General features: G+C 62.1%; 18 protein-coding genes. 7 read left to right on the forward strand and 11 right to left on the reverse strand.

The genetic code is table 11. The features are described from left to right. Positions 1 to 81: 81 nt before the first annotated feature. Together NDJ82_RS07205 and NDJ82_RS07210 are read left to right on the forward strand one after the other, a co-directional pair. Complete coding sequence (locus tag NDJ82_RS07205) at positions 82 to 1,293, forward strand: MFS transporter (protein WP_250925198.1); 1,212 nt, start codon at positions 82 to 84, stop codon at positions 1,291 to 1,293. A gap of 397 nt (positions 1,294 to 1,690) precedes the next feature. Next, entirely contained in the window at positions 1,691 to 3,628 is a 1,938-nt protein-coding gene (locus NDJ82_RS07210; RefSeq protein WP_250925199.1) for a TonB-dependent receptor domain-containing protein, read from the forward strand. On the opposite strand, the gene NDJ82_RS07215 is transcribed toward NDJ82_RS07210, so the two are convergent. After that, the gene (locus NDJ82_RS07215; protein ID WP_178075313.1) at positions 3,625 to 4,944 is read right to left on the reverse strand and encodes an ATP-binding protein; all 1,320 of its coding nucleotides are present in this window, start codon (positions 4,942 to 4,944) and stop codon (positions 3,625 to 3,627) included. The genes NDJ82_RS07210 and NDJ82_RS07215 overlap by 4 nt on opposite strands. Positions 4,945 to 4,964: 20 nt before the next feature. Then, positions 4,965 to 5,708, reverse strand: coding sequence for a response regulator (locus NDJ82_RS07220; protein ID WP_191958371.1), 744 nt, complete (start codon positions 5,706 to 5,708; stop codon positions 4,965 to 4,967). 180 nt (positions 5,709 to 5,888) lie between these two features. Here NDJ82_RS07220 and NDJ82_RS07225 point away from each other — a divergent pair, with 180 nt between their 5' ends. Next, positions 5,889 to 6,755 (forward strand): pirin family protein, encoded by an 867-nt coding sequence (locus NDJ82_RS07225; protein ID WP_250925200.1) that lies wholly within the window; start codon positions 5,889 to 5,891, stop codon positions 6,753 to 6,755. A gap of 65 nt (positions 6,756 to 6,820) precedes the next feature. Here NDJ82_RS07225 and NDJ82_RS07230 read toward each other — a convergent pair whose 3' ends face one another. After that, on the reverse strand, positions 6,821 to 7,618 hold the full coding sequence (locus NDJ82_RS07230) for an EamA family transporter (RefSeq protein ID WP_250925201.1): 798 nt from the start codon (positions 7,616 to 7,618) through the stop codon (positions 6,821 to 6,823). Positions 7,619 to 7,829: 211 nt separating this feature from the next. Between NDJ82_RS07230 and NDJ82_RS07235 the strand changes: the two genes are divergently transcribed. After that, the gene (locus tag NDJ82_RS07235; RefSeq protein WP_191948042.1) at positions 7,830 to 9,275 is read left to right on the forward strand and encodes a mechanosensitive ion channel family protein; all 1,446 of its coding nucleotides are present in this window, start codon (positions 7,830 to 7,832) and stop codon (positions 9,273 to 9,275) included. A gap of 66 nt (positions 9,276 to 9,341) precedes the next feature. On the opposite strand, the gene lra1 is transcribed toward NDJ82_RS07235, so the two are convergent. The 8 genes from lra1 to NDJ82_RS07275 all read right to left on the reverse strand — a co-directional run bounded on the left by lra1 (position 9,342) and on the right by NDJ82_RS07275 (position 17,256). Further along, entirely contained in the window at positions 9,342 to 10,112 is a 771-nt protein-coding gene (gene lra1 / locus NDJ82_RS07240; RefSeq protein WP_122307856.1) for an L-rhamnose 1-dehydrogenase Lra1, read from the reverse strand. Positions 10,113 to 10,140: 28 nt separating this feature from the next. After that, positions 10,141 to 11,199, reverse strand: coding sequence for an L-rhamnose/proton symporter RhaT (rhaT, locus tag NDJ82_RS07245; protein WP_099583148.1), 1,059 nt, complete (start codon positions 11,197 to 11,199; stop codon positions 10,141 to 10,143). A gap of 40 nt (positions 11,200 to 11,239) precedes the next feature. After that, entirely contained in the window at positions 11,240 to 11,560 is a 321-nt protein-coding gene (rhaM, locus tag NDJ82_RS07250) for an L-rhamnose mutarotase (RefSeq protein WP_250925202.1), read from the reverse strand. Further along, positions 11,560 to 12,435 (reverse strand): amidohydrolase family protein, encoded by an 876-nt coding sequence (locus tag NDJ82_RS07255; protein WP_158878311.1) that lies wholly within the window; start codon positions 12,433 to 12,435, stop codon positions 11,560 to 11,562. The genes rhaM and NDJ82_RS07255 overlap by 1 nt, the downstream gene beginning before the upstream one ends. 69 nt (positions 12,436 to 12,504) lie before the next feature. Continuing rightward, a complete protein-coding gene (aldA, locus tag NDJ82_RS07260) occupies positions 12,505 to 13,938 on the reverse strand; it encodes an aldehyde dehydrogenase (protein WP_112195440.1) in 1,434 nt (477 codons plus the stop codon). Positions 13,939 to 13,948: 10 nt separating this feature from the next. Continuing rightward, positions 13,949 to 14,749, reverse strand: coding sequence for an aldolase/citrate lyase family protein (locus NDJ82_RS07265; RefSeq protein WP_112195438.1), 801 nt, complete (start codon positions 14,747 to 14,749; stop codon positions 13,949 to 13,951). A 10-nt stretch (positions 14,750 to 14,759) separates the two neighbouring features. After that, positions 14,760 to 15,944 carry an L-rhamnonate dehydratase gene (gene rhmD, locus NDJ82_RS07270; RefSeq protein WP_158878308.1) on the reverse strand — a complete coding sequence of 395 codons (1,185 nt, stop codon included), beginning with the start codon at positions 15,942 to 15,944 and terminating at the stop codon, positions 14,760 to 14,762. Between the two features lie 16 nt (positions 15,945 to 15,960). Beyond that, the gene (locus tag NDJ82_RS07275; protein WP_250925203.1) at positions 15,961 to 17,256 is read right to left on the reverse strand and encodes an MFS transporter; all 1,296 of its coding nucleotides are present in this window, start codon (positions 17,254 to 17,256) and stop codon (positions 15,961 to 15,963) included. Positions 17,257 to 17,371: 115 nt separating this feature from the next. Here NDJ82_RS07275 and NDJ82_RS07280 point away from each other — a divergent pair, with 115 nt between their 5' ends. The 3 genes from NDJ82_RS07280 to NDJ82_RS07290 all read left to right on the forward strand — a co-directional run bounded on the left by NDJ82_RS07280 (position 17,372) and on the right by NDJ82_RS07290 (position 19,829). Next, a complete protein-coding gene (locus NDJ82_RS07280; protein ID WP_250925204.1) occupies positions 17,372 to 18,313 on the forward strand; it encodes a LysR family transcriptional regulator in 942 nt (313 codons plus the stop codon). 92 nt (positions 18,314 to 18,405) lie between these two features. Continuing rightward, positions 18,406 to 18,924 (forward strand): sigma-70 family RNA polymerase sigma factor, encoded by a 519-nt coding sequence (locus NDJ82_RS07285; protein ID WP_099583140.1) that lies wholly within the window; start codon positions 18,406 to 18,408, stop codon positions 18,922 to 18,924. Continuing rightward, entirely contained in the window at positions 18,921 to 19,829 is a 909-nt protein-coding gene (locus NDJ82_RS07290) for a FecR domain-containing protein (protein WP_099583139.1), read from the forward strand. Before NDJ82_RS07285 ends, NDJ82_RS07290 begins: the two co-directional genes overlap by 4 nt. Positions 19,830 to 19,853 lie beyond the last annotated feature (24 nt).

The raw sequence follows: 19,853 nt of genomic DNA on the forward strand, positions 1-19,853 counted from the left end.
ATCGGGCAAAAAATTATGGACATAATTTTTTACGCATATTATGGTCGAAATATAAATTAATCCAGCCCCCGGATAATCCCCATGTCGAATGCCCCGGTTCCGTCGCGAAGCCTGCTCTTGCTACTGGTTGCCCTTACGGCACTCGGCGAAGTCTCGACCCAATTGATCATTCCCGGCCTCGGCGCCATCGAGCAGGCGCTGGTCGCACCGCCGGGCTCGGCATTGATGGCGCTGTCTGCCTTCGTGGCGGCGTTTGGCCTGGGGCAATTGGTGTTTGGGCCCTTGTCGGACCGCATTGGTCGGCGTCCGGTGTTGATCGGCGGGTTGCTGCTGTATGTGCTGGCGACCTTGTCGATGCTGCTGGTCAGCGACATGCATCAATTTATCGCCGCCCGCGTGCTGCAAGGGCTTGGCGCCTGCGCAGCGCTGGTGTTGGCGCGCACGGTGGTGCGCGATGTATGGAAAGCCGAAGCGGGGCCGGCCCTGGCGCTGACCATGATCGGCATGCTCTACGCCATTGTTGTTGCGCCGATGGTTGGCGGTCTGCTGATCAAATTGTTGGGCTGGCATGCGCCGATCTTGCTGGCACTGGTGATCGGCAGTGTGGTGTTGTTGCTGGCGATGCTGTTCTTTCGTGAAAGCAACGCATACCTGGACCCGAAGGCCGGCCATTGGCGCACGCTGGGCGGCCAGTATCTGGATTTGCTCAAGGGCCGCCCATACCGTGCATTCGCCGTGGCGTTGGCATGCACCTATGGCGCGATGTTCGCGGTGATTGCCGGTTCATCGGCGGTGTTTATCAACTTGCTGGGCTTTAGCAGCCTGGAGTACGGCATCAATTTTGGCGTGATCGTGTCGATGCTGATCGTCGGTTCCACCTATACCCGGCGCAATATCCTGCGCCTGGGGCCGCAGCGGATTGTGTCGATGGGGGTGACGCTGGTAGCGCTCGGTGGGGTGTCGGCGGCGGTGATTTATGGCCTGTTTGGGTTGTCGGTGTTGGGGCTGGATATTCCGATTGCCCTGGCCACGCTCGGCGGCGGCCTGGTGTTGCCCGGCTCGGTCACGGGCGGGGTGATGCCCAACGCGCACCGCGCCGGGTTGGCGGCTGGGTTGATGGGCTTTGCGCAAATGTTCGGCGCCACGTGCAGTGGCGTGCTGCTGAGTCAACTGCGCGATGGCAGCGCTACACCGATGATCATGATCCAGGCGGGGTTTGCGGTGATGGCGTTTGTGGCGTTTCACGTATTGCGTGAGCGGCGTGTGGCGCCGGTGCTTGTGGGAGATGCCTAGTTTTGGCGAGGCTGAACGACCGCTATTGGGGCACGGGTATCTACACAACTTCCAGTGGATGCTGAATCTATGGCAAACACGCTTCTGTGGTGAGCGGGATTCTGTGGTGAGCGGGCTTGCCCCGCGCTGGGTGGCGAAGCCGCCCCAATAAAAACACCGCGCAGTATCAGACAGAACCCGGTCGCATGGTTTGTACCGGGGCAAGCCCGCTCACCACAGAGTTATGTGTCAACTTTTAAGAGTTGTGTAGATACCTATAGCTATCGGGGGCAAGCCCCCTCCCACATAGGCGAAACGGAACTCCCTGAAATCCGCACCAGTTGTCACACTTTGTCCAAGTTATTCGGGGCTGGATGATTACGATTCTCTTTTGAGTCCAATCCTAAGGTCCACGCCCATGCTTGCTGCTTTTCGCTTTACGCCCCTGGCCATGCTGGTTGCCGGCAGTTTCAGCGCCCATGCCGACGAACCCGTTGCCCTGGAACTCAACGATGTGGTGGTGACGGCTGCCGGTTATGCCCAAAGCGTGGAAGACGCGCCGGCCTCGGTTACGGTGATCGACGGCGAGGCACTGCGCCGTAAGTCCTACCGCGACCTGGGCGATGCGGTGCGGGATGTGGAAGGCGTGACGGTCAACGGCGGGGCGAATGAAACCGACATCTCCATCCGTGGCATGCCCGCCGATTACACCCTGATCATGGTCGACGGCAAACGCCAGAGCGCGAGGGAGTCGCGGGTCAATGGCAACAGTGGCTACGAGCAGAGCTTCGTGCCGCCTGCCGCCGCCATCGAGCGGATCGAAGTGGTGCGCGGGCCGATGTCGTCGCTGTACGGCTCGGATGCCATCGGCGGGGTGATCAACGTGATCACGCGCAAGGTCTCGCCGACCTGGGGCGGCTCCATCGGCTACGACTACTCGGCCCGCCAGCACAGCGACCAGGGCAATGCGCGCCAGACCCAGTTCTACCTCAGCGGTCCGCTCAAGGAGGATTTCCTCGGCTTGCAGGTGTGGGGCCGTTACCTCGACCGCCAGGCCGACGATGACATCGAACAGACCAACGGCTTCAGCCAGGCCGACCACCGCGACCTCACCGCGCGCCTGGCCTTCACCCCGACCATTGATCACGACATCCTGCTGGAAGCTGGCGCCACGCGCCTGAAGAATGGCGACGGGATGAGCGCCAACTGGGCCACCCGTGAGCAGGAAAACAACCGCGATCATTGGTCCCTGTCTCACCAGGGCCGCTGGGGCTGGGCAACTTCGGACATTGCCCTGTCCCAGGAAACCTCGACCCGCGAGGGCAAGGCCACCCCGGCTCAAACCGATATCTACGGGCGTAAACCCGAGATCAAGAACACCGTGTTCGACGCCAAGCTGGTGGTGCCCACCGCCCATAATGTCAGCACCGTCGGCGTGCAATGGAATGAAAGCGAGCTGACGGACTGGAACCAGGGCCTGGGTGACCGCGTCGACTATAAATTCTCGGTGGTGCAAAAAGCCCTGTTCGCCGAAAACGAATGGTCAGTCACCGACCGCTTTGCCTTGACCACCGGCCTGCGCCTGGATGAACACGAAGAGTACGGCGCGCATCTAAGCCCGCGGGTCTACGGCGTGTGGCGCGCCACCGACCAGTGGACGCTCAAGGGCGGTATCGCCCGTGGCTTCAAGGCGCCGGAACTGCGCGCCGTGGTCGAGGATTACGCTTACTTGCGCCGCAACCGCTTCGTGATGTTCGGCAACCCCGATCTCAAGCCCGAAACCAGCACCAATTACGAAGTCTCCGCACTGTGGAGCAACCGCGATGACCTGTCGGGCGGCGTGACGCTGTTCTACAACGATTTCCAGGACAAGCTCTCCACCGTCACCACCGATCGGCGCTGGAACGGCTACACCATCATGGAACGGGTCAACGTCGACAAGGCGATCATCCAGGGCGTGGAACTCAACGGCCAATGGGATATCAGCCCGAGCGTGCTGCTCAAGGCCAACTACACCTACACCGATTCCGAGCAGAAAAGCGGTGCTAACAAAGGTGCGCCGCTGGCCCTCACACCGGAGCAAAAAGCCAATCTGCGCACCGAGTGGAGCATCAACGACCGCACCCAGGCGTGGGCGTCGCTGAGTTACTACGGCGAAGAAACCGGCAACACCATTACCGACGAACCTGCGCCGGGCTACACCACGGCTGACCTTGGCGGCTCCTACGATGTAAACGATGCCTTGACCCTGAACGCCTCCCTCAACAACCTCACCGACAAGCGGCTGGACGATGAAACCTACGGCACGGTGAACTATGGCCGCACCTTGTGGATGGGCGCCACGTACAACTTCTAAAGTGCTGCGGGCAATCGCACCACCGCGCACAGGCCTGCCGGTGGGCGATTCTGCAACACCAGTTCGCCGCCATGGGCCTGGATGCACGACCGAGCAATCGCCAGGCCCAACCCCACACCGCCGTCGCTGACGCCGCGTTGCACAAAGGGTTCGAAGACTTTATCCAGCCAGTCCTCGGGCAGGCCTTGGCCGTGGTCGAGAATCTCGATGCGCAGCCAGCCGTTGTCTTCCCGGATCAGGCTCAGGTGGGCATCGCCGGCATGGTGCAGGGCGTTGTCGATCAGGTTGGTCAAGGCGCGTTTGAGCGCCAGGGCGCGGCACGTCAGCATAAGGGGCGGCGCACCGGCCCAACTGACGGGTTGCCGCAGGCGCTGATAACGCTTGGCCAGGTCATCCAGCAGGCTGCTCAACGATAGCGTGGCGGTCGCTTCCTGCACTGCATCATCGCGCACGAAACTCAGGGTTTCTCGCACCATTGCACTCAGCTCCGCAAGGCTTTCGAGCATGTCGTCCCGGACGTCGCCGGGCTCCAGCAATTCAACTTGCAGGCGCAGTTCAGTGATCGGCGTATTCAGGTCGTGGCTGACCGCCGCAAGCATCCGCGTGCGGCCTTCGACATGCCGGGCAAGATTGGCCTGCATGGTGTTGAAAGCGGCCGTAAGGTCGCGGGCTTCCTGCGGGCCGCGTTCCGGCAGAGGCGCGATCCATTCACCCCGGCTGACGCGCTCCGTGGCCTGGGCCAACGTCTTGATCGGGCGCACCACGCGGGCGATGAAAAACATCACGATCAGCAGCACCGGCAGCGTCGTCACCGGCAGGCTGTAGGCCAGCACGCGGCCCCATTCATAGGCGCCGGCGGGGTATTGCACGGCATTGAGGTAGTTGCCATTGGGCAGCGGCACGCTGGTGCGCAGGCGCAACGGTGCCCAACCGGCGGGGCTGAATACGTGGGTGCGGGCGTCGGCGCCGCTGATGCGTTCCAACTGCATGCCGATGGTGGTCGTGTCGTCCAGTTGCAAGTGGCGGCGCAGTTCGTTGGCCAGCCGCTGTTCTTCCGGGCGCAGCTCAAATAGCGCCACTTCCGGCGTGGGGGCGATCCAGAAGCGCGTGTCGTCATGGCTCATTCCGGCCAGCAGGTGTTCGGTTTCCGTTGAGGTCAGGTCGATTGCCGTGTGGTGCGCAATTCCCAGGCGCTCCAGGCTGAAACTGCGTGACAGCGGGTGGATCAGGCTGCCGGTGCGCTGCAGAAACAACATCGCGATAGCGTTGGAGGCGAGCAATGCGAGCAATAACAACAGGCTCAATTGCCGCGCCAGGGTGCGCGGCCACAGCCGGTTCAGGGCGTACATTCATTGACCTCGGCCGCCAACAGATAGCCGCCGCCCCAGATCGTGCGCAGCAGGTCCGGCGCGGCATCGCCCTGGGCCAGTTTGCGGCGCAGGCGGCTGACCTGGCGGTCGATGGCGCGGTCGCTCACGTCGCTGTCGGCAGCGGCGGTGAGGTCGATCAAGCGTTCGCGGGGCAGCAAGGTGTTGGGGTGGGTCAGGAACACCTGCAACAGTCGGCTCTCCGCTGTACTGAGCTGGATCGCCGGGCAGGCCTCGCGCTGCAAGGTGGCGTTGGCCACGCTGAACTGCCAGCCGGCAAACCGATAGGCGCGGGCGCCACTGCCGGGCGCGGCGGGCCCGATGTTGCGGCCTTGGCGGCGCAGCACGCTGTTGATGCGTGCCACCAGTTCGCGGGGTTCGAAGGGCTTGGTCACGTAGTCGTCCGCGCCCAGGTCCAGGCCTCGGATGCGGTCGGCGGCGGTATCGCGTGCGGTCAACAGAATCACGGGGGTATTGCTGCGTCGATGCAGTTGGTTGCACAGCTCGAAACCATCACCGTCGGGCAGCAGCACGTCGAGCACCACCACGTCGAACGCCTGGGTCTTGAGCAATTGCCACATGCCGGCCGCGTCCTCGGCGGTGCGCACGTCGAAGGTGTGTCGACGCAGATAAGTGGCCAAGGGTTCGCGGATTTTGCGGTGGTCATCCACCACCAGCACGCGCGGTGCGACAGGCGCAGGGGCAAACGGCATTGCAGCCCTCGGAAGGTTGAGCGGGAGAGGGCGGATATTACTACGAGTCATTATCATTAACGCTGTTTTTATGGCGAGTTGCGGGTATGCCGTTCTACCAGTAGGACGCTCTAGGGTGTTTTAGCCGCCTAGCGCTCAATTGCTATCGGTTTTAAGGTGTATGCACTTTGGAGGATCACCATGAAAAAACTCATCGGCATCTACACCAGCCCTCGCGCCCATTGGGTCGGCGACGGTTTCCCGGTGCGCACACTGTTTTCCTACGACAACCTGGGCAAACACATCAGCCCATTCCTGCTGCTGGACCACGCCGGCCCGGCCGAATTTACCCCTACCGAACAACGTCGCGGCGTCGGCCAACACCCTCATCGAGGGTTTGAAACCGTGACCATCGTCTACGACGGCGAAGTCGAGCACCGAGATTCCACCGGCGCCGGTGGCACCATCGGCCCAGGCGATGTGCAATGGATGACCGCCGCAAAAGGCATTCTCCACGAGGAGTTCCACTCCGAAGCGTTTGCCCGCAAAGGCGGCGCGCTGGAGATGGTGCAACTGTGGGTCAACTTGCCCGCCAAGGACAAAATGGCCGACGCCGGTTACCAGACCATCGTCGACGGCGACATCCCCGTGCTGCCGCTGGCCAATGACGCCGGGCACCTGCGCCTGATCGCCGGTGCATTCGCGGGCACTCAAGGCCCCGCACGGACCTTCACACCGATCGACGTATGGGACCTGCGCCTCAACGCCGGCCAACCAGTGACCGTGGACCTGCACACCGGGCGCAACACCGCTCTGGTAATCCTGCGCGGCACCGTGCTGGTCAATGGCGAGGAAGTTGCGCGCCAAGGCCAATTGGCACTGTTCGAGCGCGATGGCACGCAACTGGTCCTGGAGGCCAATGACAACGCCATGGTGCTGCTGCTCAGCGGCGAGCCGATTGACGAGCCTATCGTCGGCCATGGTCCTTTTGTGATGAATACAGAGCAGGAAATTCACCAGGCGTTTGCGGATTTTCAGTCGGGTAAATTTGGGCGGATGCACGCCTGACGAAGTGTGGCATTGCCCACGGCGAGATTGTTTTTGCGGTGGGCTTTATGTATGGGGCTTCGTCTTCAGGGGGAAACCAACGCAATTGCTATCAGTGTGAGGGGGAGCAGGAATTGTAAAAAACCCGTTAGGGATAGAGGGATTTTGCCGGTGGAGTAGGAAAACATGAGCAAAGGTAAGATTGATATCGCACCTGCCAGCCAAATCAGATTGCTCGATAATGTACCCAATTCACTGAGTTGAGTGATGGGCAAGTCAAGTAAAAAAATAGCGGGCATCAAGCAGCTTGTTAGAAAAAGCGTTTCTATGAATAATCCGTTTGCCGCGTCCAAAGAGGTAGATTTCTTGAGGTACGTGTAGAGTCCCCATGTTAGTGCAATCAATATAGATGTCCCGTGATTAAAGTTGTCGATCAGCACCATGAGAAGGGCAACCAAACCAAATACGAGAAAAGCAAACAGCGCTTTTCCCGTGCTTACTCGCTCGCGATAAATCATTGTTCCCAGCGTCACTGAAATGATAGGCGCCAGCAGGTAGCCGAGACCGCTCTCCAGAATGTATCCGTTAATGGATGACCAGATGAAAACGCCCCAGTTGATAGCGATAAGCAGCGACGCGATGCAGTGCAGCCGAATCAGCTTTAGCGTGTATCGTTCTATTTGATTGTATCGCCGAAAAGTGAAAATCAAAAAAGCGAGAATTAAAGTGGATAGCGAAACTCTGTAGGCAACCAACGTGAGGGACGAAACGTCGTTAAGCGCTCTCCAGTAAACAGACGACGCCCCTAATAGAACATTCGCCAGCGCAGATAAAATAATCGCTAACGCAGAAGTCTGGCGACTTTCTTGCTGTGTTTTCTGCATGTCAGTGCTACCTGTCGGTCATCCGTTGTCAGCTTCTTGCCGGATTGGGTCTACATCAAACCCCTCACTTCCCAAAAGTATGTAGTTCTTTTCCTGTGCTTTTTTGCAGAAAGGGGAAGGGAGTTTGGGGGGCTTGAGTTTTTTTTCGCGCCCTATACCCGCCACCCCCATTTCATGCGATCTTCCCGTCATTCGCCCTGGAGTCGCCTGGATGCCCTCATTTATCTCCGATCACCCGATGCTCTGCGCCCTGGCGCTGATCCTCATCGACATCGCCGTGTGGCGGCTTATCTCCGCCAACCTCGCCAATTGGAAGCTCGCGGCGCGGTTGGTGATCTTCGCTGTCTTCAGTGCCGTGCTGTTCAACGACGGCATGAATCCCATGCTCGTCGCGCCCTATGCCGACAACACCGCGTTGCACATGGCTGCCACGGCGTTGCAGATTGGTTGGTGGTTGTTCGCTGCGCGTACGCTGACGGTGTTGCTCGGGGCGTTGATGATGCAGCGGGTCGGGCATACCGGGCGGTTGTTGCAGGATTTGATGGGCGCGGTGATTTTCCTGATTGCGATCATCGCGGCGCTGGCCTACGTGCTCGACTTGCCAGTCAAAGGCGTGCTTGCGACGTCCGGCGCGGTGGCGATCATTGTCGGCCTGGCGTTGCAAAGCACGTTGAGCGATGTGTTTTCCGGGATCGTGCTCAACACCACCAAGCCCTATCAACTGGATGACTGGATTTCCATCGACGGCACCGAAGGCCGGGTCACCGATATCGACTGGCGCGCCACGCGCCTGCAAACCTCCCAGGGCAGCATGGCGGTGATTCCCAACTCCCTGGCGGCGAAGGCCAAGATCATCAACTTCTCGCGCCCGGCGGACATGTTCGGCCTGGCAGTCAGCTTGCAGGTCAGCCCCCATGCGCGCCCGCAAACGGTGATCGAAGCGCTGGAGCGTGCCATGCAGGGGTGCCGGCCGTTGTTGGCCAAGCCCGCGCCGAGTGTGGCGTTCAAGACTTCCGCGAGCGGTGGCGTGGAGTATGAAATCAGCGGCTTCGTGCCGGCCATGCCCCTCAAGCGCGAAGTGCGCAACCAACTCTACGACCTGGCGTTCCGGCACCTGCAAGCGGCGGGTGTGAGCCTGCTGTCTCCTGGCGAAAGCGCGACCCCGGTGCCAACTTCCCGAGCACGGGCGTTGCTGGACAGTTCTTCGATTTTCTCGACCCTGCGCCAGGAGGAAAAAGACACCTTCAGCCAGAACATGACCCTGCACAGTTACCGCTCCGGCGAGATGATTTTGCCGGCGGGGGAGGTCAGCGATCATTTGTTTATCGTGGAGTCGGGTGTGGTGTCGGTGATGCTGATCAAGGGCGGCCATACCTTCGAGGCCGGGCGCATGGGCCCTGGAGAGGTCATCGGCGAAGCGGGGATTTTGACCGATCAGGCCGCGTTGGCGGACTTCACCGCCAAGACGTTCTGCACCCTGTACCGCATTGAAAAGGAATACCTGACGCCGTGCCTGGACGCACGACACGACATCGCCGACGCCATGAAAACCCTGCTGGACTTCCGCTTGCACGCGGCCCAGGCCCTGACCCAGGACGCGCCCGTGGTGCCGGTCAAGAAGGGCTTTCTACAGTGGCTGCGCAAGCGCGGTCTTTGACAGACCGCACAGGCACACAGAGATCCCCTGTGGGAGAGGGCTGTGATGTTTGAGGGAGAGCGGGGGTTACTGCAGGTTTACGTAAAGGCCGCCATCGACGAGCAACGAAGCGCCGGTGACGTAGCGCGCCATATCCGAAGCCAGGAACACAATCGGCCCAGCCACATCATCCGGCTCACCCAACCGCCCCAACGGCGTACGCGAGGTCATGTAGGCGAGTTTTTCTTCGTCGGCCAGGTCGTCCTTGTTGATGTCGGTGGCGATGGTCCCCGGCAGTACCGAGTTGCAACGAATGCCATAGGGCCCCAGTGCAATGGCGCAGGACTGCATCAACGAATGCAGCCCGGCCTTGGTTGGCGTGTAGTGGGTTTGCATGCCGCCGCCCACCAGCGCGCTGATGGAGCTGACCGCGATGATCGCGCCGCCACGGCCCTGGTTTTTCATCTGGTTGGCCGCCGCCTGCACGGCGAAGTAGGCGCCGTTGAGGTTGGTGTTGACGGTTTTCAGGTAGACCTCGCGCGGCATGTCGAGGAACGAGTGGAACGGGCAGATCCCGGCGTTGTTGACGAACACGTCGACGCTGCCGAACGCCTTCACCGCGCCAGCCACCAGCTTGTCGCCGGTGTCCGGGTCGGCGGCATCGCCACCCACTTCGATGGCCGCACCGCCAAACGCCTTGATCTCTTCGATCAGCGAATACGCCGCCTCGGTGCCCTGGCCGCTGCCACTGTGGCCGATCACCACGCGGGCGCCCTGGCGTGCACATTCACGGGCGGCGGCGCGGCCGATGCCACGGGAGGCGCCGGTGATGATCACGGTTTTGTCTGCAAGCAACATAAAAACACTCCTTCAAAAATAGGCGGCGTCAGCCGAGGTAATTACCGTAACCGACCATGGCGATGGCGCCGAGGATCACTGCGATACCGGCCACCAGCACGCCCTTGTTCGCGGCGCTGGTGCCGTGCCATTCGCGGAAATACAGGCCCCAGCAGTTGGACACGATGATGATGAATGACATGTGCAGCACCCACGAACTGGCGTCGTTCTGCAGGCGGCTTTCGCCCATGCCGTAGAAAAAGAATTGCAGAAACCACAGCGTGCCGGCGATGGCCACCAACAGGTAATTGCCCAGCAATGGCGTGCTGCGATCGAAATAGTTATGGAAGCTGCGGTTGCGCCAGTTCAGCCACAGGCACCAGATGCCGTTGGTGGTCAGCCCGCCCCACATGATCACCATAAAGGTCACGTTGTTCTGGAACAGGCTGTTGGCGCCGTGCTCCACAGCCGCAGCGGCCAGCGGGCGGCCGGCAGAAATGCCGTAGCTGAAACACGCACTGAGCACCCCGGAAATCACCGCCACCAGCATGCCCTTGCCCAGGGAAAACTCGCTGACACTGGCGAACTTCACCGCCTCGGACACTTCCCGTTCCTTGATCAGCCCAGCCTTGCCGCACACCGCTATACCCACCAGCGACACCGCCACGCCCCACAACACCCAGTGCCCGCCCTGAGAGGCCAGCATCGAAGTCAGGGTGCCTTCGGTGGCATCGGTGAACAGGTCGCGGTACAGCGCCGGCATCAGCGCGCCGAGGGCCGAGGTCAGGCCCATGATCAGCGACATGCCCAGGGACAGCCCGAGGTAGCGCATGGTCAAGCCGAAGGTCAGCCCGCCGATGCCCCACAACACGCCGAACAGATAGGTCCACAGCAGGGTGCTGGTGTCGGCGTTGCGCAGGATGTCTACCCAGCCCGGCACCGTCAGTTGCGCCGCGATCAACGGCACGATCAGCCAGGACACCAGGCCGCCGGTGATCCAATAACTTTCCCAGGCCCAGCCGCGGACCTTCTTGTAGGGGATGTAGAAACTGCCGGAGGCGAAGCCGCCGATAAAGTGCAGAATCACACCAAGGAGAATGATTTCCACGTAGTCGAATCCTTTTTATTGTTGTTGTGCATCGGTGGGTTCAGGGCCGGGACAGGTGGAACATGGGCAGCAAATCGACGCTGGCCGGCGAGGCGTCCGCATGGCTGGGCATGATGTCCTGCATGTAGCTCCACCAGCGTTGCATCAGTGCGGTGCCGGGCAGTTCGTCCAGGCCGTGGGCGTCTTCATGGGTCAGCACGGCGAACAGCGCGTTGGCCGGTTCGTCGAGGAAAATCCGATAGTCCACCACACCTGCGTCCAACAACGCTTGGGCCAGTTCGGGCCAGATCTCGTCGTGACGCCGGCGATATTCATCGGCCTGCCCGGGGTTGAGGTTCATGCGAAAGGCACGGGTCTGCATCACTGCGCTCCATGGGTCGGGGTGTAGATTCGCACTGCGTTGTGCAGGAAAAACTGCGCCTGCACGGCTTCGGGTTTGTGCGCCAAACAGCTTTTTACGAGCCCCAGCGTGGTGGCGAAATCCGCCAGGTGATCGCTGTTGGGCCAGTCGCTGCCGAAGAAACAGCGCTCGTCGCCAAACGCTTCCCACAACACCGCCAACCGGTCGTTGTAGAACGCGGTGTCGACGATCAGGCCGTGCGGGCCGACCTGGGGGATTTCCGCGAGTTTGGCGAATACATTCGGCCGCTCCGCCAGGCGCAGCAGGTCGGCGTGATAAGCGGCCTCTTCACCGGCCGGCACTTGGGCATTGGGCAAATGGTCGACGATGATGCGCAGCTCGGGCAGTGCATCGCTGAGCTTCAACAATCCCTTGATCAAACGCGGGTTCGGGTTGGCACTGTCCAGGCTGCGCCCGCTGGCGGCCAGTTGGCGCAGGCCGTTGATAAAACCGGGGCGCGTCTGATCCAGCAGCAGGTCGCGGTCCCACAGGTTGCCGTAGCGCAGGCCGAGGAACAGTGGCTCTTGCACCAGTGCAGCGAGGTCGGCGGCGAAGTCGGCGTGCAGCGGGTCCAGGTTGCCGACAAACCCGAGCATGCGCGGGTCGCTGCGCAGGGTTTCGAGGATCCAGCGGTTGTCGTCGCGCCATGGGCTGGCTTCCACCGCGATGGCGCCGACCACATTGTGCGAGCTGGCGACGGTCCAGTAATCGCGGGGTAAATGCGCGGCATACAAGCGGTTGCCCGGCTCGGGCCACGGGATGCCCTGGGGGCGACGCGGATCGAACAGGTGCAGATGACTATCGATGATAGGGCCGGTATAGAGCGTCTGGGGCATTGCGCAATCCTTGTGGGACTCTGTCAGGAACGGCCAGCACGCTACCGCGCACCGGCCCATTTCACCACCTCAGCTCTGCAGGTACACCACATGGGTATGGGTGTATTCGTAGAGGCCGTGCTTACCATCGGCACCGCCGATCCCGGACTTACGCACGCCAGCATGGAAACCCTGCATGGCCTCGAAGTTTTCGCGGTTGACGTAGGTTTCGCCAAAGTCGATCTCGCGCACCGCGTGCATGGCCTTGCCCAGGTCACGGGTGTAGATCGACGAGGTCAGGCCGTAGTCACAGTCATTGGCCAGGGCGATGGCTTCGTCGAGGTCGTCGACGATCTGGATCGGCAGCACCGGGCCGAAGATCTCTTCGCGCATGATCTCCATGTCGGCGCGGCAGCCCGCCAAAACCGTCGGCTGGAAGTGAAAGCCCGCGCCAAGGTCAGCGATCTGCCCGCCGCTGACCAGCGTGGCGCCCTGGCTCAACGCGGTGCGCACCTTGCGATTGACGTTGTCCAGGCCCTGGCGGTTGATCAGCGGGCCCATTTCCGCATCGGCCATGGCCAGCGGATCACCGTAGCGCGTGGCCGACATGGCCGCGCTGATGCGCTCGATAAACTGATCCGCGACCTTGCGCTCCACATACACCCGCTCGGCGCAGTTGCACACTTGCCCGGTGTTGATAATGCGCGAGTCGCGGATGGCTTTGACGGCCAGGTCCAGGTCGGCATCCGCCAGCACAATGGCCGGCGCCTTGCCGCCCAGCTCCAGGTTGAGTTTGGTAATGTTCGGCGCGGCGGCGGCCATGATGCGTGAGCCAGTGGCAACGCTGCCGGTGAAGCTGATCATGTCCACGCCTTTGTGAGCGGTGAGTGCACCGCCGACCTGGCCATCACCGCAGACCACATTGAACACGCCGGCGGGCAGGTCGGTCTCGGCCACCAGTTTGGCGAATTCAAAGCAGTTGTTCGGGGTTTCTTCACTGGGCTTGATCACGATGGTGTTGCCGGTGAGCAGCGCCGGGGCCATTTTGCGTGCGATCAAAAAGAACGGGAAATTCCACGGAAGGATGCCCGCCACTACGCCCAAGGGTTTGCGGAACAGGAAGATGTTTTCGTTGGGCCGGTCGCTGGTGATGATCTCGCCTTCGATGCGGCGCGCCCATTCGGCCATGTAGTCGAGGTAGTCGGCGGTGAAATTCACTTCAACTTCGGCCAGCCCGCTGACCTTGCCCTGTTCCAGGGTGATGGTGCGGGCCAGGTGCGCGACGTTTTCCCGCAGCTTGGCGGCGATACGGCGCAGGTGCCCGGCGCGTTCGATGGCCGGTTTGCGCGCCCACTCTTTTTGCGCACCCCGTGCAGCGGCGAGGGCCTGGTCGACGTCAGCGCCGGTTGAGGCGGGCACCTTGGACAGCAAGGCGCCGGTGGCCGGGTTGAGCACATCGAGATGGGCTTCGCTGGAGACGAAGCGGCCATTGATAAAGTTCTGGTACACGGGAACGGATGACATGGGCAGCTCCTTAGTAAGTGCGCGACGGCGCTTTCGCGTCGGTAACCGGGCGATAGCGGGCGAGGGTGGCCAGGGCGCTCTGGCGCAGCAGGCTGATGTCGATGGCCACGGCGATAAAGCGGCAACCCCAGGCCTGGTAGCGGCGTGCGTCGTCTTCGTTGGGCGCCAGGATGCCGCAGACCTTGCCGGCGGCGAGGGTGGCGTCCACCGCGTGCCGGATGCGCTCCTGCACCTCGGGGTGGCCGGGGTTGCCGGCGTGGCCGAGGCCGATGGACAAGTCGGCGGGGCCGATAAATACCGCATCCACGCCTTCGACAGCGGCAATCGCCGCGACGTTTTCCACGCCCAGGCGCGACTCTACCTGCACGATCAGGCACAGCTCTTCGTGGGCGGTTTGCAGGTAGTTCGCCACACCATCCCAGCGGGTGGCGCGGGTCAAACCGCCGCCGACGCCGCGGATGCCGTGGGGCGGGTAACGCATGGCGCGCACCAGGGCCTGGGCCTGTTCGGCGGTTTCGACCATAGGGATCATCAGCGTCTGGGCGCCGACGTCGAGCAGTTGCTTGATCAGGCTGGCGTCGCCATTCACCGCACGCACCACCGGCGCGGTGGCGTAGGGCGCCACTGTCTGCAATTGGTTGAGTACGCTGGGCACGGTGTTGGGCGCGTGTTCGCCGTCGATCAGCATCCAGTCGTAACCCAGGCCTGCGACGATCTCGGCGGCGTAGCCGGTGGCGAAACCGGCCCAGATGCCGTACTGGGTGGCGTCGTGCGCCAGGGCGGCCTTGAAGCCATTGCGGGGCATGTTCATGGCAGGTTCCTTAGCGGTTATACGGACGGTGCAGTTGGCAATCCGGGTTCAGGTCAACGCCGAAGCCGGGCTTGTCGAGCACCGACAGGCGCATGCGGCCATTGATTGGCACCGGTTCGCCGAGCAGTTGCGGGTGGAACATCGGCACCACTTCATCGGCCTTCGGCGCCATCATCAGGAATTCGGCGAACGGGCTGTTTTGCCGCGTGGCGACAAAGTGGTAGCTGTACACCGACGAGCCGTGGGGCACGACCATCGCGTTGTGGGCGTCGGCCAGGGCCGAAATTTTCACCAATTCAGTGAGGCCACCGCACCAGCCGACATCCGGCTGGATAATGTCGCAGCAGCCCATTTCCAGCAGCATGCGGAAACCCCAGCGGGTGGCTTCGTGTTCGCCAGTGGTCACCAGCATGCCCTTGGGCACGTTGTTGCGCAGGGCCGCGTAGCCCCAGTAATCGTCCGGGCTCAGGGCTTCTTCGATCCACTTGAGCCCGTGTTCATGGGCGCCGATCGCCAGTTTGGTGGCGTAGTTGAGGTCCAGGCTCATCCAGCAATCGAGCATCAGCCAGAAGTCCGGGCCGACCCGCTCGCGCATGTCGGCCAATTGTTTGAGGTTTTTGCGCAGGCCTTCTTCGCCTTCGCTGGGGCCGTGGTGCAGGGGCATCTTGCCGCCGATAAAGCCCATCTTCTGGGCCAGGTCCGGGCGGGCGCCGGTGGCGTAGAACTGCAATTCGTCACGCACCGCACCGCCGAGCAGTTGGTGCACCGGCTCCTGGCGGATCTTGCCGAGCAAGTCCCACAGCGCCAGGTCGACGCCGGAAATGGTGTTGATCACCAAGCCTTTGCGGCCGTAGTAGAGGGTGGACTGGTACATCTGGTCCCAGATCTTTTCGATATCGGTGACGCGGGCACCTTCAATAAAGCGCGCCAGGTGCTTTTCGACGATATACGCCGCCGGTTCGCCGCCGGTGGTCACAGCAAACCCGACGGTGCCGTCGCTGGCTTCGATCTCCACCACCAGCGTGCCGAGCACGTTGATGCCGAAACTGCGACGGCTCTGGCGGTACTCGGGGTATTTGCTCATGGGTGTGCAGATGTGATCGTCGATCCAGTGGCCGTCGGCCTGATCGTGGTAATCGGCGCCGCCGCCTCGCAATACAAAGGCGCGCACGTGTTTGATGGTGAGATGACCCATGGTAAGACTCCTGGCGTTAAACAGTGGCCGGCGTGTTCGATGCAGTGCGGCCGGGTGAATGGATGCCCAGTACCAGCAACGCAGCCAGTACCGTAGTGGCGGACAGCAGGTACAAACCGGCTGCCGGGGAATGGAAGGCGCCTTCGGCCCAGTGCTTGATGACCGGTGCGATAAAGCCGCCGAGGGCACCGAAGGAGTTGATCAGCGCAATGCCCGCTGCCGCAGCGCTGCCCGCCAGGTAGCTCGACGGAAAGGTCCAGAACACCGGCTGCACCGCGATAAAACCCGAGGCGGCAAAACACAGGGCGAGCATGCCCAGCAACGGGTTGGTGAAGGTCACCGAGCAGGCGATGCCGGCAGCGGCCATCAATAACGTCAGGCAGGCGGTGCGGCGGCGCTCGCCGGTGCGGTCGGAATAACCGGGAATCCACCACGCAGCAAACAGCGCGCAGATCCACGGAATCGCCGAGACCAGCCCGACCATCAAGCCGACCTTGGTGCCGAGCAGGTCGCCCACTTGGGTCGGCAGGTAAAACACCACGCCGTAGACGCTGGCCTGGATCAGCAAATACACCAGGCACAGGTACAGCACCGATGGCTGGCACAGCACGTTAAGCAGGCTGCGGCCGTGGGAGGTTTTGTGTTGGTCTTCTGCATCCAGCAAGGTCTGGATGTGCTCGCGCTCATCCGCGTTCAGCCACTTGGCATCGGCGGGACGGTTGTCCAGGTACCAGTAGGCCCAGATGCCCACGGCGGTGGCCATCAGGCCTTCCACCGCGAACAGCCACTGCCAGCCATGGATGCCAGCGAAGCCGTCCATCTCCAGCAGCAAACCGGACAGCGGGCTGCCGAAGATAAATGCCAGGGGCGCACCAAAGTAGAAGAAACCCATGGCCTTGCCGCGTACGGCCTGGGGGAACCAGTAAGTGAGGTAGAGGATCACGCCGGGGAAGAAGCCGGCTTCGGCCACACCGAGCAAGAAACGCAGCAGGTAAAAACTGGTTTCGTTGTGGGCAAACACCATCGCCGCCGAAATCAGGCCCCAACTGACCATGATGCGGCACATCCACAGGCGGGCGCCGACACGGTGCAGGATCAGGTTGCTCGGCACTTCCAGCAGCGCGTATCCGACAAAGAACACACCGGCGCCGAAGGCAAACGCGGCATCGCTCAAGCCGGTGTCGGCCTGGAAGGCTTGTTTGGCGAACCCGACATTGGCGCGGTCGAGAAACGCCATGATGTACATCAACAGCAGGAAGGGCAGCAGCCGCCAGGAAATCTTGGCGAGCAGGGGCGCGGGCAGGGTTTTCATGATGGAGTCCGTTGTTTTGTTCTTATGGGACGGACTGTACGGCGACCGAGCAATGCGCTACAAATCGAATCTAGCTTACAAGTGATACCCTCAGGGTATCGATAATGAGGAATTCATGAGTAGTCCCGTCATCTCCCGCAGCCTGTTCAATCGCCTGCGCTACAAGCATCTGCACATGCTGGTGGCGCTCAGTTCCAGCCAGAACCTGCACCGTGCCTCCCAGGCCCTGAACATGTCACAACCTGCGGCCACACGCATGTTGCGCGAGATCGAGGACATGTTCGGTTGCGACCTGTTCGAACGCTTGCCACGGGGCATGCGGCCTACGGCGCTGGGCCAGGAGCTGATCCGCTTCGCCGAGTCGGCCCTCAGCGGCCTGGACCGTTGCGCCGAGGACTTGATGGCGCGCCAGCAGGGCGGCTACGGCTACTTGTCCATCGGCACCATCATGGGCGCCGCGCCGGACCTGGTGATGGACGCCATCGCGCAGATCAAAGCGCTCAACCCGCAACTGCGCATCCGCATCATGGGCGACACCAGCGACCAAGTGATCCAACTGCTCGAACAGGGCCGCATCGACCTGGCCATCACCCGGCGCAACGCCGCCACCGACAGCGAGCACTACAGTTTCGAGCCTCTGGGCAACGAGCGAATGCTGGTGGTCGTGCATGCCTGGCACCGGCTGGCGCAACGTAAACACCTGGACCTGGCGGAACTGGTGCGCGACTGGCCATGGATCCTGCAACCGCAAACCAGCCCGGCGCGCATCGGCTTCGACCAGGCTTTGCAGGACCTGGCACTGCCGAGCCCGGCGGACATTATCGAATGCAGCTCGGTGTACTCCATGCAGCAGTTGATCCAACTGACCGACGCAGTGATGGTGCTGTCGGAAAGTGCCCTGCGCGATTACCTGAAGATGGGCCTGGTGGTGGCGCTGCCGGTGGCCCTGGATGTGCGCCTGGCACCGTTCGGCATGTTGCTGCGCAAGGGCGAGGGGGTGAGCCGGGAATTGGGGCTGTTTATGGATTTGCTGCGACAGAAAGCGGCGATGCTCTAAACGCAATGTTGAAAAGGGCATGGTGTCGCGGCAGGATATTAAATAGAATGAATCTCATTTGAGACTCACTCGCGCCGTGCAGGTTGCTTGCCATGAATGATGCTGTTGTCCCGACGCATGCCCCTGAACTGACGCTGTCAAGCTTGTACCGTGACCATCGCAGTTGGCTGGAAAGCTGGCTGCGCCGGCGCCTGGGCAATGCCTGGGATGCGGCGGACCTGAGCCAGGATACGTTCCTGCGCGTACTGGCCAGTGCCCAGCCGATTGCACAGATGCAGGAGCCGCGGGCGTATCTAGTGACGGTGGGTAAGCGCCTGTTGGTGAATTTTCATCAGCGTCGCAGCCTGGAACAGGCGTATATGAACGCCCTGGCCAGCTTGCCCGAAGCCTGTGTGCCGTCCCCCGAACAGCGCTGGCTGATGCTGGAAACCCTGCAAGCCCTGGATGAATTGCTCGATGGCTTGCCCGTGCTGGTTCGCCGCGCCTTTTTGTGGAGCCAACTGGAGGGCCTCGGGTACCGCGAGATTGCCGAACGGCTGGACGTGTCCGAGCGCACGGTCAAGCGTTACATGGCCCAGGCCTACGAACATTGCCTGCTGGTGGAACTGTGAGCCGCGACGTCGCCCGTGCTGCCGCCCAGTGGCTGGCGCTGCTGGAGTCCGGCGCGGCCACCGAGCGTGATCACGCCGCGCTGCAGCACTGGCGCGACAGCCATCCGCAACATGAACAGACCTGGCAGAAAGCCCAATCCCTGCGTCAACGCTTCAGCGGTTTGCCCCAGGCACTGGCGATGGCCAGCCTCGACCGCCCGCAACCGGGCCGGCGTGCGGTGCTCAAGCGCGCATTGGGCGTGGCGGCGCTGCTGCCGACGGCTTGGCTGATCAGCCGCCAGTTGCCCATCGACACTTGGCGGGCCGACCTGCATACCGCCACCGGCGAGCGAAAACGCCTGCCGTTGGCCGACGGTGCCAGCCTGCAGCTCAATACCGCCACGGCAGTAGACGTAGACCTGGCGCAGCGCCGCATCAGTCTGGTCGACGGTGAACTGGCGCTGACGGTGCCGGGCACGGCGGCGATGACCGTGCACACCCGCTACGGTGAACTCCGGCTCAGCCAGGCTGAACTTTGTGTTCGGCAACTGGCGTCCGGTTGTCTGGTGTCGGTGCTCAAGGGCATGGTGCAGGTGCGCGACCTGAACGGCCAGACGGCGACCTTGCAGGCAGGCCAGCAAGCGCCGCTCAAGGCCAGTGGACTTGGCGCCTGGGCGCCGTTTGATGTGTTGCAACTCGGTTGGCGCGACGGTGTGCTGACCGCGCAGAACCAGGCGTTGGGGGATTTTCTGCGGGAATTGGAGCGCTATCGTCCGGGTGTGTTGCGCTGGGAGCCTCGGCTTGAAGCGTTGCGGGTGACCGGCAGTTTTCGCCTGGACGACACTGATCGCATCCTCAACCTGCTGGCCTCGACCCTGGGCTTTGAGGTGCAGGCGCGCACGCGGTATTGGGTCACACTCAGCTGAAAGCGAGCTTGCCCGCTCACCACA

This window comes from Pseudomonas sp. SR18 (assembly GCF_023701505.1).
Classification (GTDB): Bacteria; Pseudomonadota; Gammaproteobacteria; order Pseudomonadales; family Pseudomonadaceae; genus Aquipseudomonas; species Aquipseudomonas cyclaminis.

What these genes read in the sequence shown, in the direction of transcription:
- NDJ82_RS07205 (WP_250925198.1), top strand. Translation starts at nt 82, where the DNA reads ATGTCGAATGCCCCGGTTCCGTCGCGAAGCCTGCTCTTGCTACTGGTT.
- NDJ82_RS07210 (WP_250925199.1), top strand. Translation starts at nt 1,691, where the DNA reads ATGCTTGCTGCTTTTCGCTTTACGCCCCTGGCCATGCTGGTTGCCGGC.
- NDJ82_RS07220 (WP_191958371.1), bottom strand. Translation starts at nt 5,708, where the DNA reads ATGCCGTTTGCCCCTGCGCCTGTCGCACCGCGCGTGCTGGTGGTGGAT.
- NDJ82_RS07225 (WP_250925200.1), top strand. Translation starts at nt 5,889, where the DNA reads ATGAAAAAACTCATCGGCATCTACACCAGCCCTCGCGCCCATTGGGTC.
- NDJ82_RS07230 (WP_250925201.1), bottom strand. Translation starts at nt 7,618, where the DNA reads ATGCAGAAAACACAGCAAGAAAGTCGCCAGACTTCTGCGTTAGCGATT.
- NDJ82_RS07235 (WP_191948042.1), top strand. Translation starts at nt 7,830, where the DNA reads ATGCCCTCATTTATCTCCGATCACCCGATGCTCTGCGCCCTGGCGCTG.
- lra1 (WP_122307856.1), bottom strand. Translation starts at nt 10,112, where the DNA reads ATGTTGCTTGCAGACAAAACCGTGATCATCACCGGCGCCTCCCGTGGC.
- rhaM (WP_250925202.1), bottom strand. Translation starts at nt 11,560, where the DNA reads ATGCAGACCCGTGCCTTTCGCATGAACCTCAACCCCGGGCAGGCCGAT.
- NDJ82_RS07255 (WP_158878311.1), bottom strand. Translation starts at nt 12,435, where the DNA reads ATGCCCCAGACGCTCTATACCGGCCCTATCATCGATAGTCATCTGCAC.
- aldA (WP_112195440.1), bottom strand. Translation starts at nt 13,938, where the DNA reads ATGTCATCCGTTCCCGTGTACCAGAACTTTATCAATGGCCGCTTCGTC.
- NDJ82_RS07265 (WP_112195438.1), bottom strand. Translation starts at nt 14,749, where the DNA reads ATGAACATGCCCCGCAATGGCTTCAAGGCCGCCCTGGCGCACGACGCC.
- rhmD (WP_158878308.1), bottom strand. Translation starts at nt 15,944, where the DNA reads ATGGGTCATCTCACCATCAAACACGTGCGCGCCTTTGTATTGCGAGGC.
- NDJ82_RS07275 (WP_250925203.1), bottom strand. Translation starts at nt 17,256, where the DNA reads ATGAAAACCCTGCCCGCGCCCCTGCTCGCCAAGATTTCCTGGCGGCTG.
- NDJ82_RS07280 (WP_250925204.1), top strand. Translation starts at nt 17,372, where the DNA reads ATGAGTAGTCCCGTCATCTCCCGCAGCCTGTTCAATCGCCTGCGCTAC.
- NDJ82_RS07285 (WP_099583140.1), top strand. Translation starts at nt 18,406, where the DNA reads ATGAATGATGCTGTTGTCCCGACGCATGCCCCTGAACTGACGCTGTCA.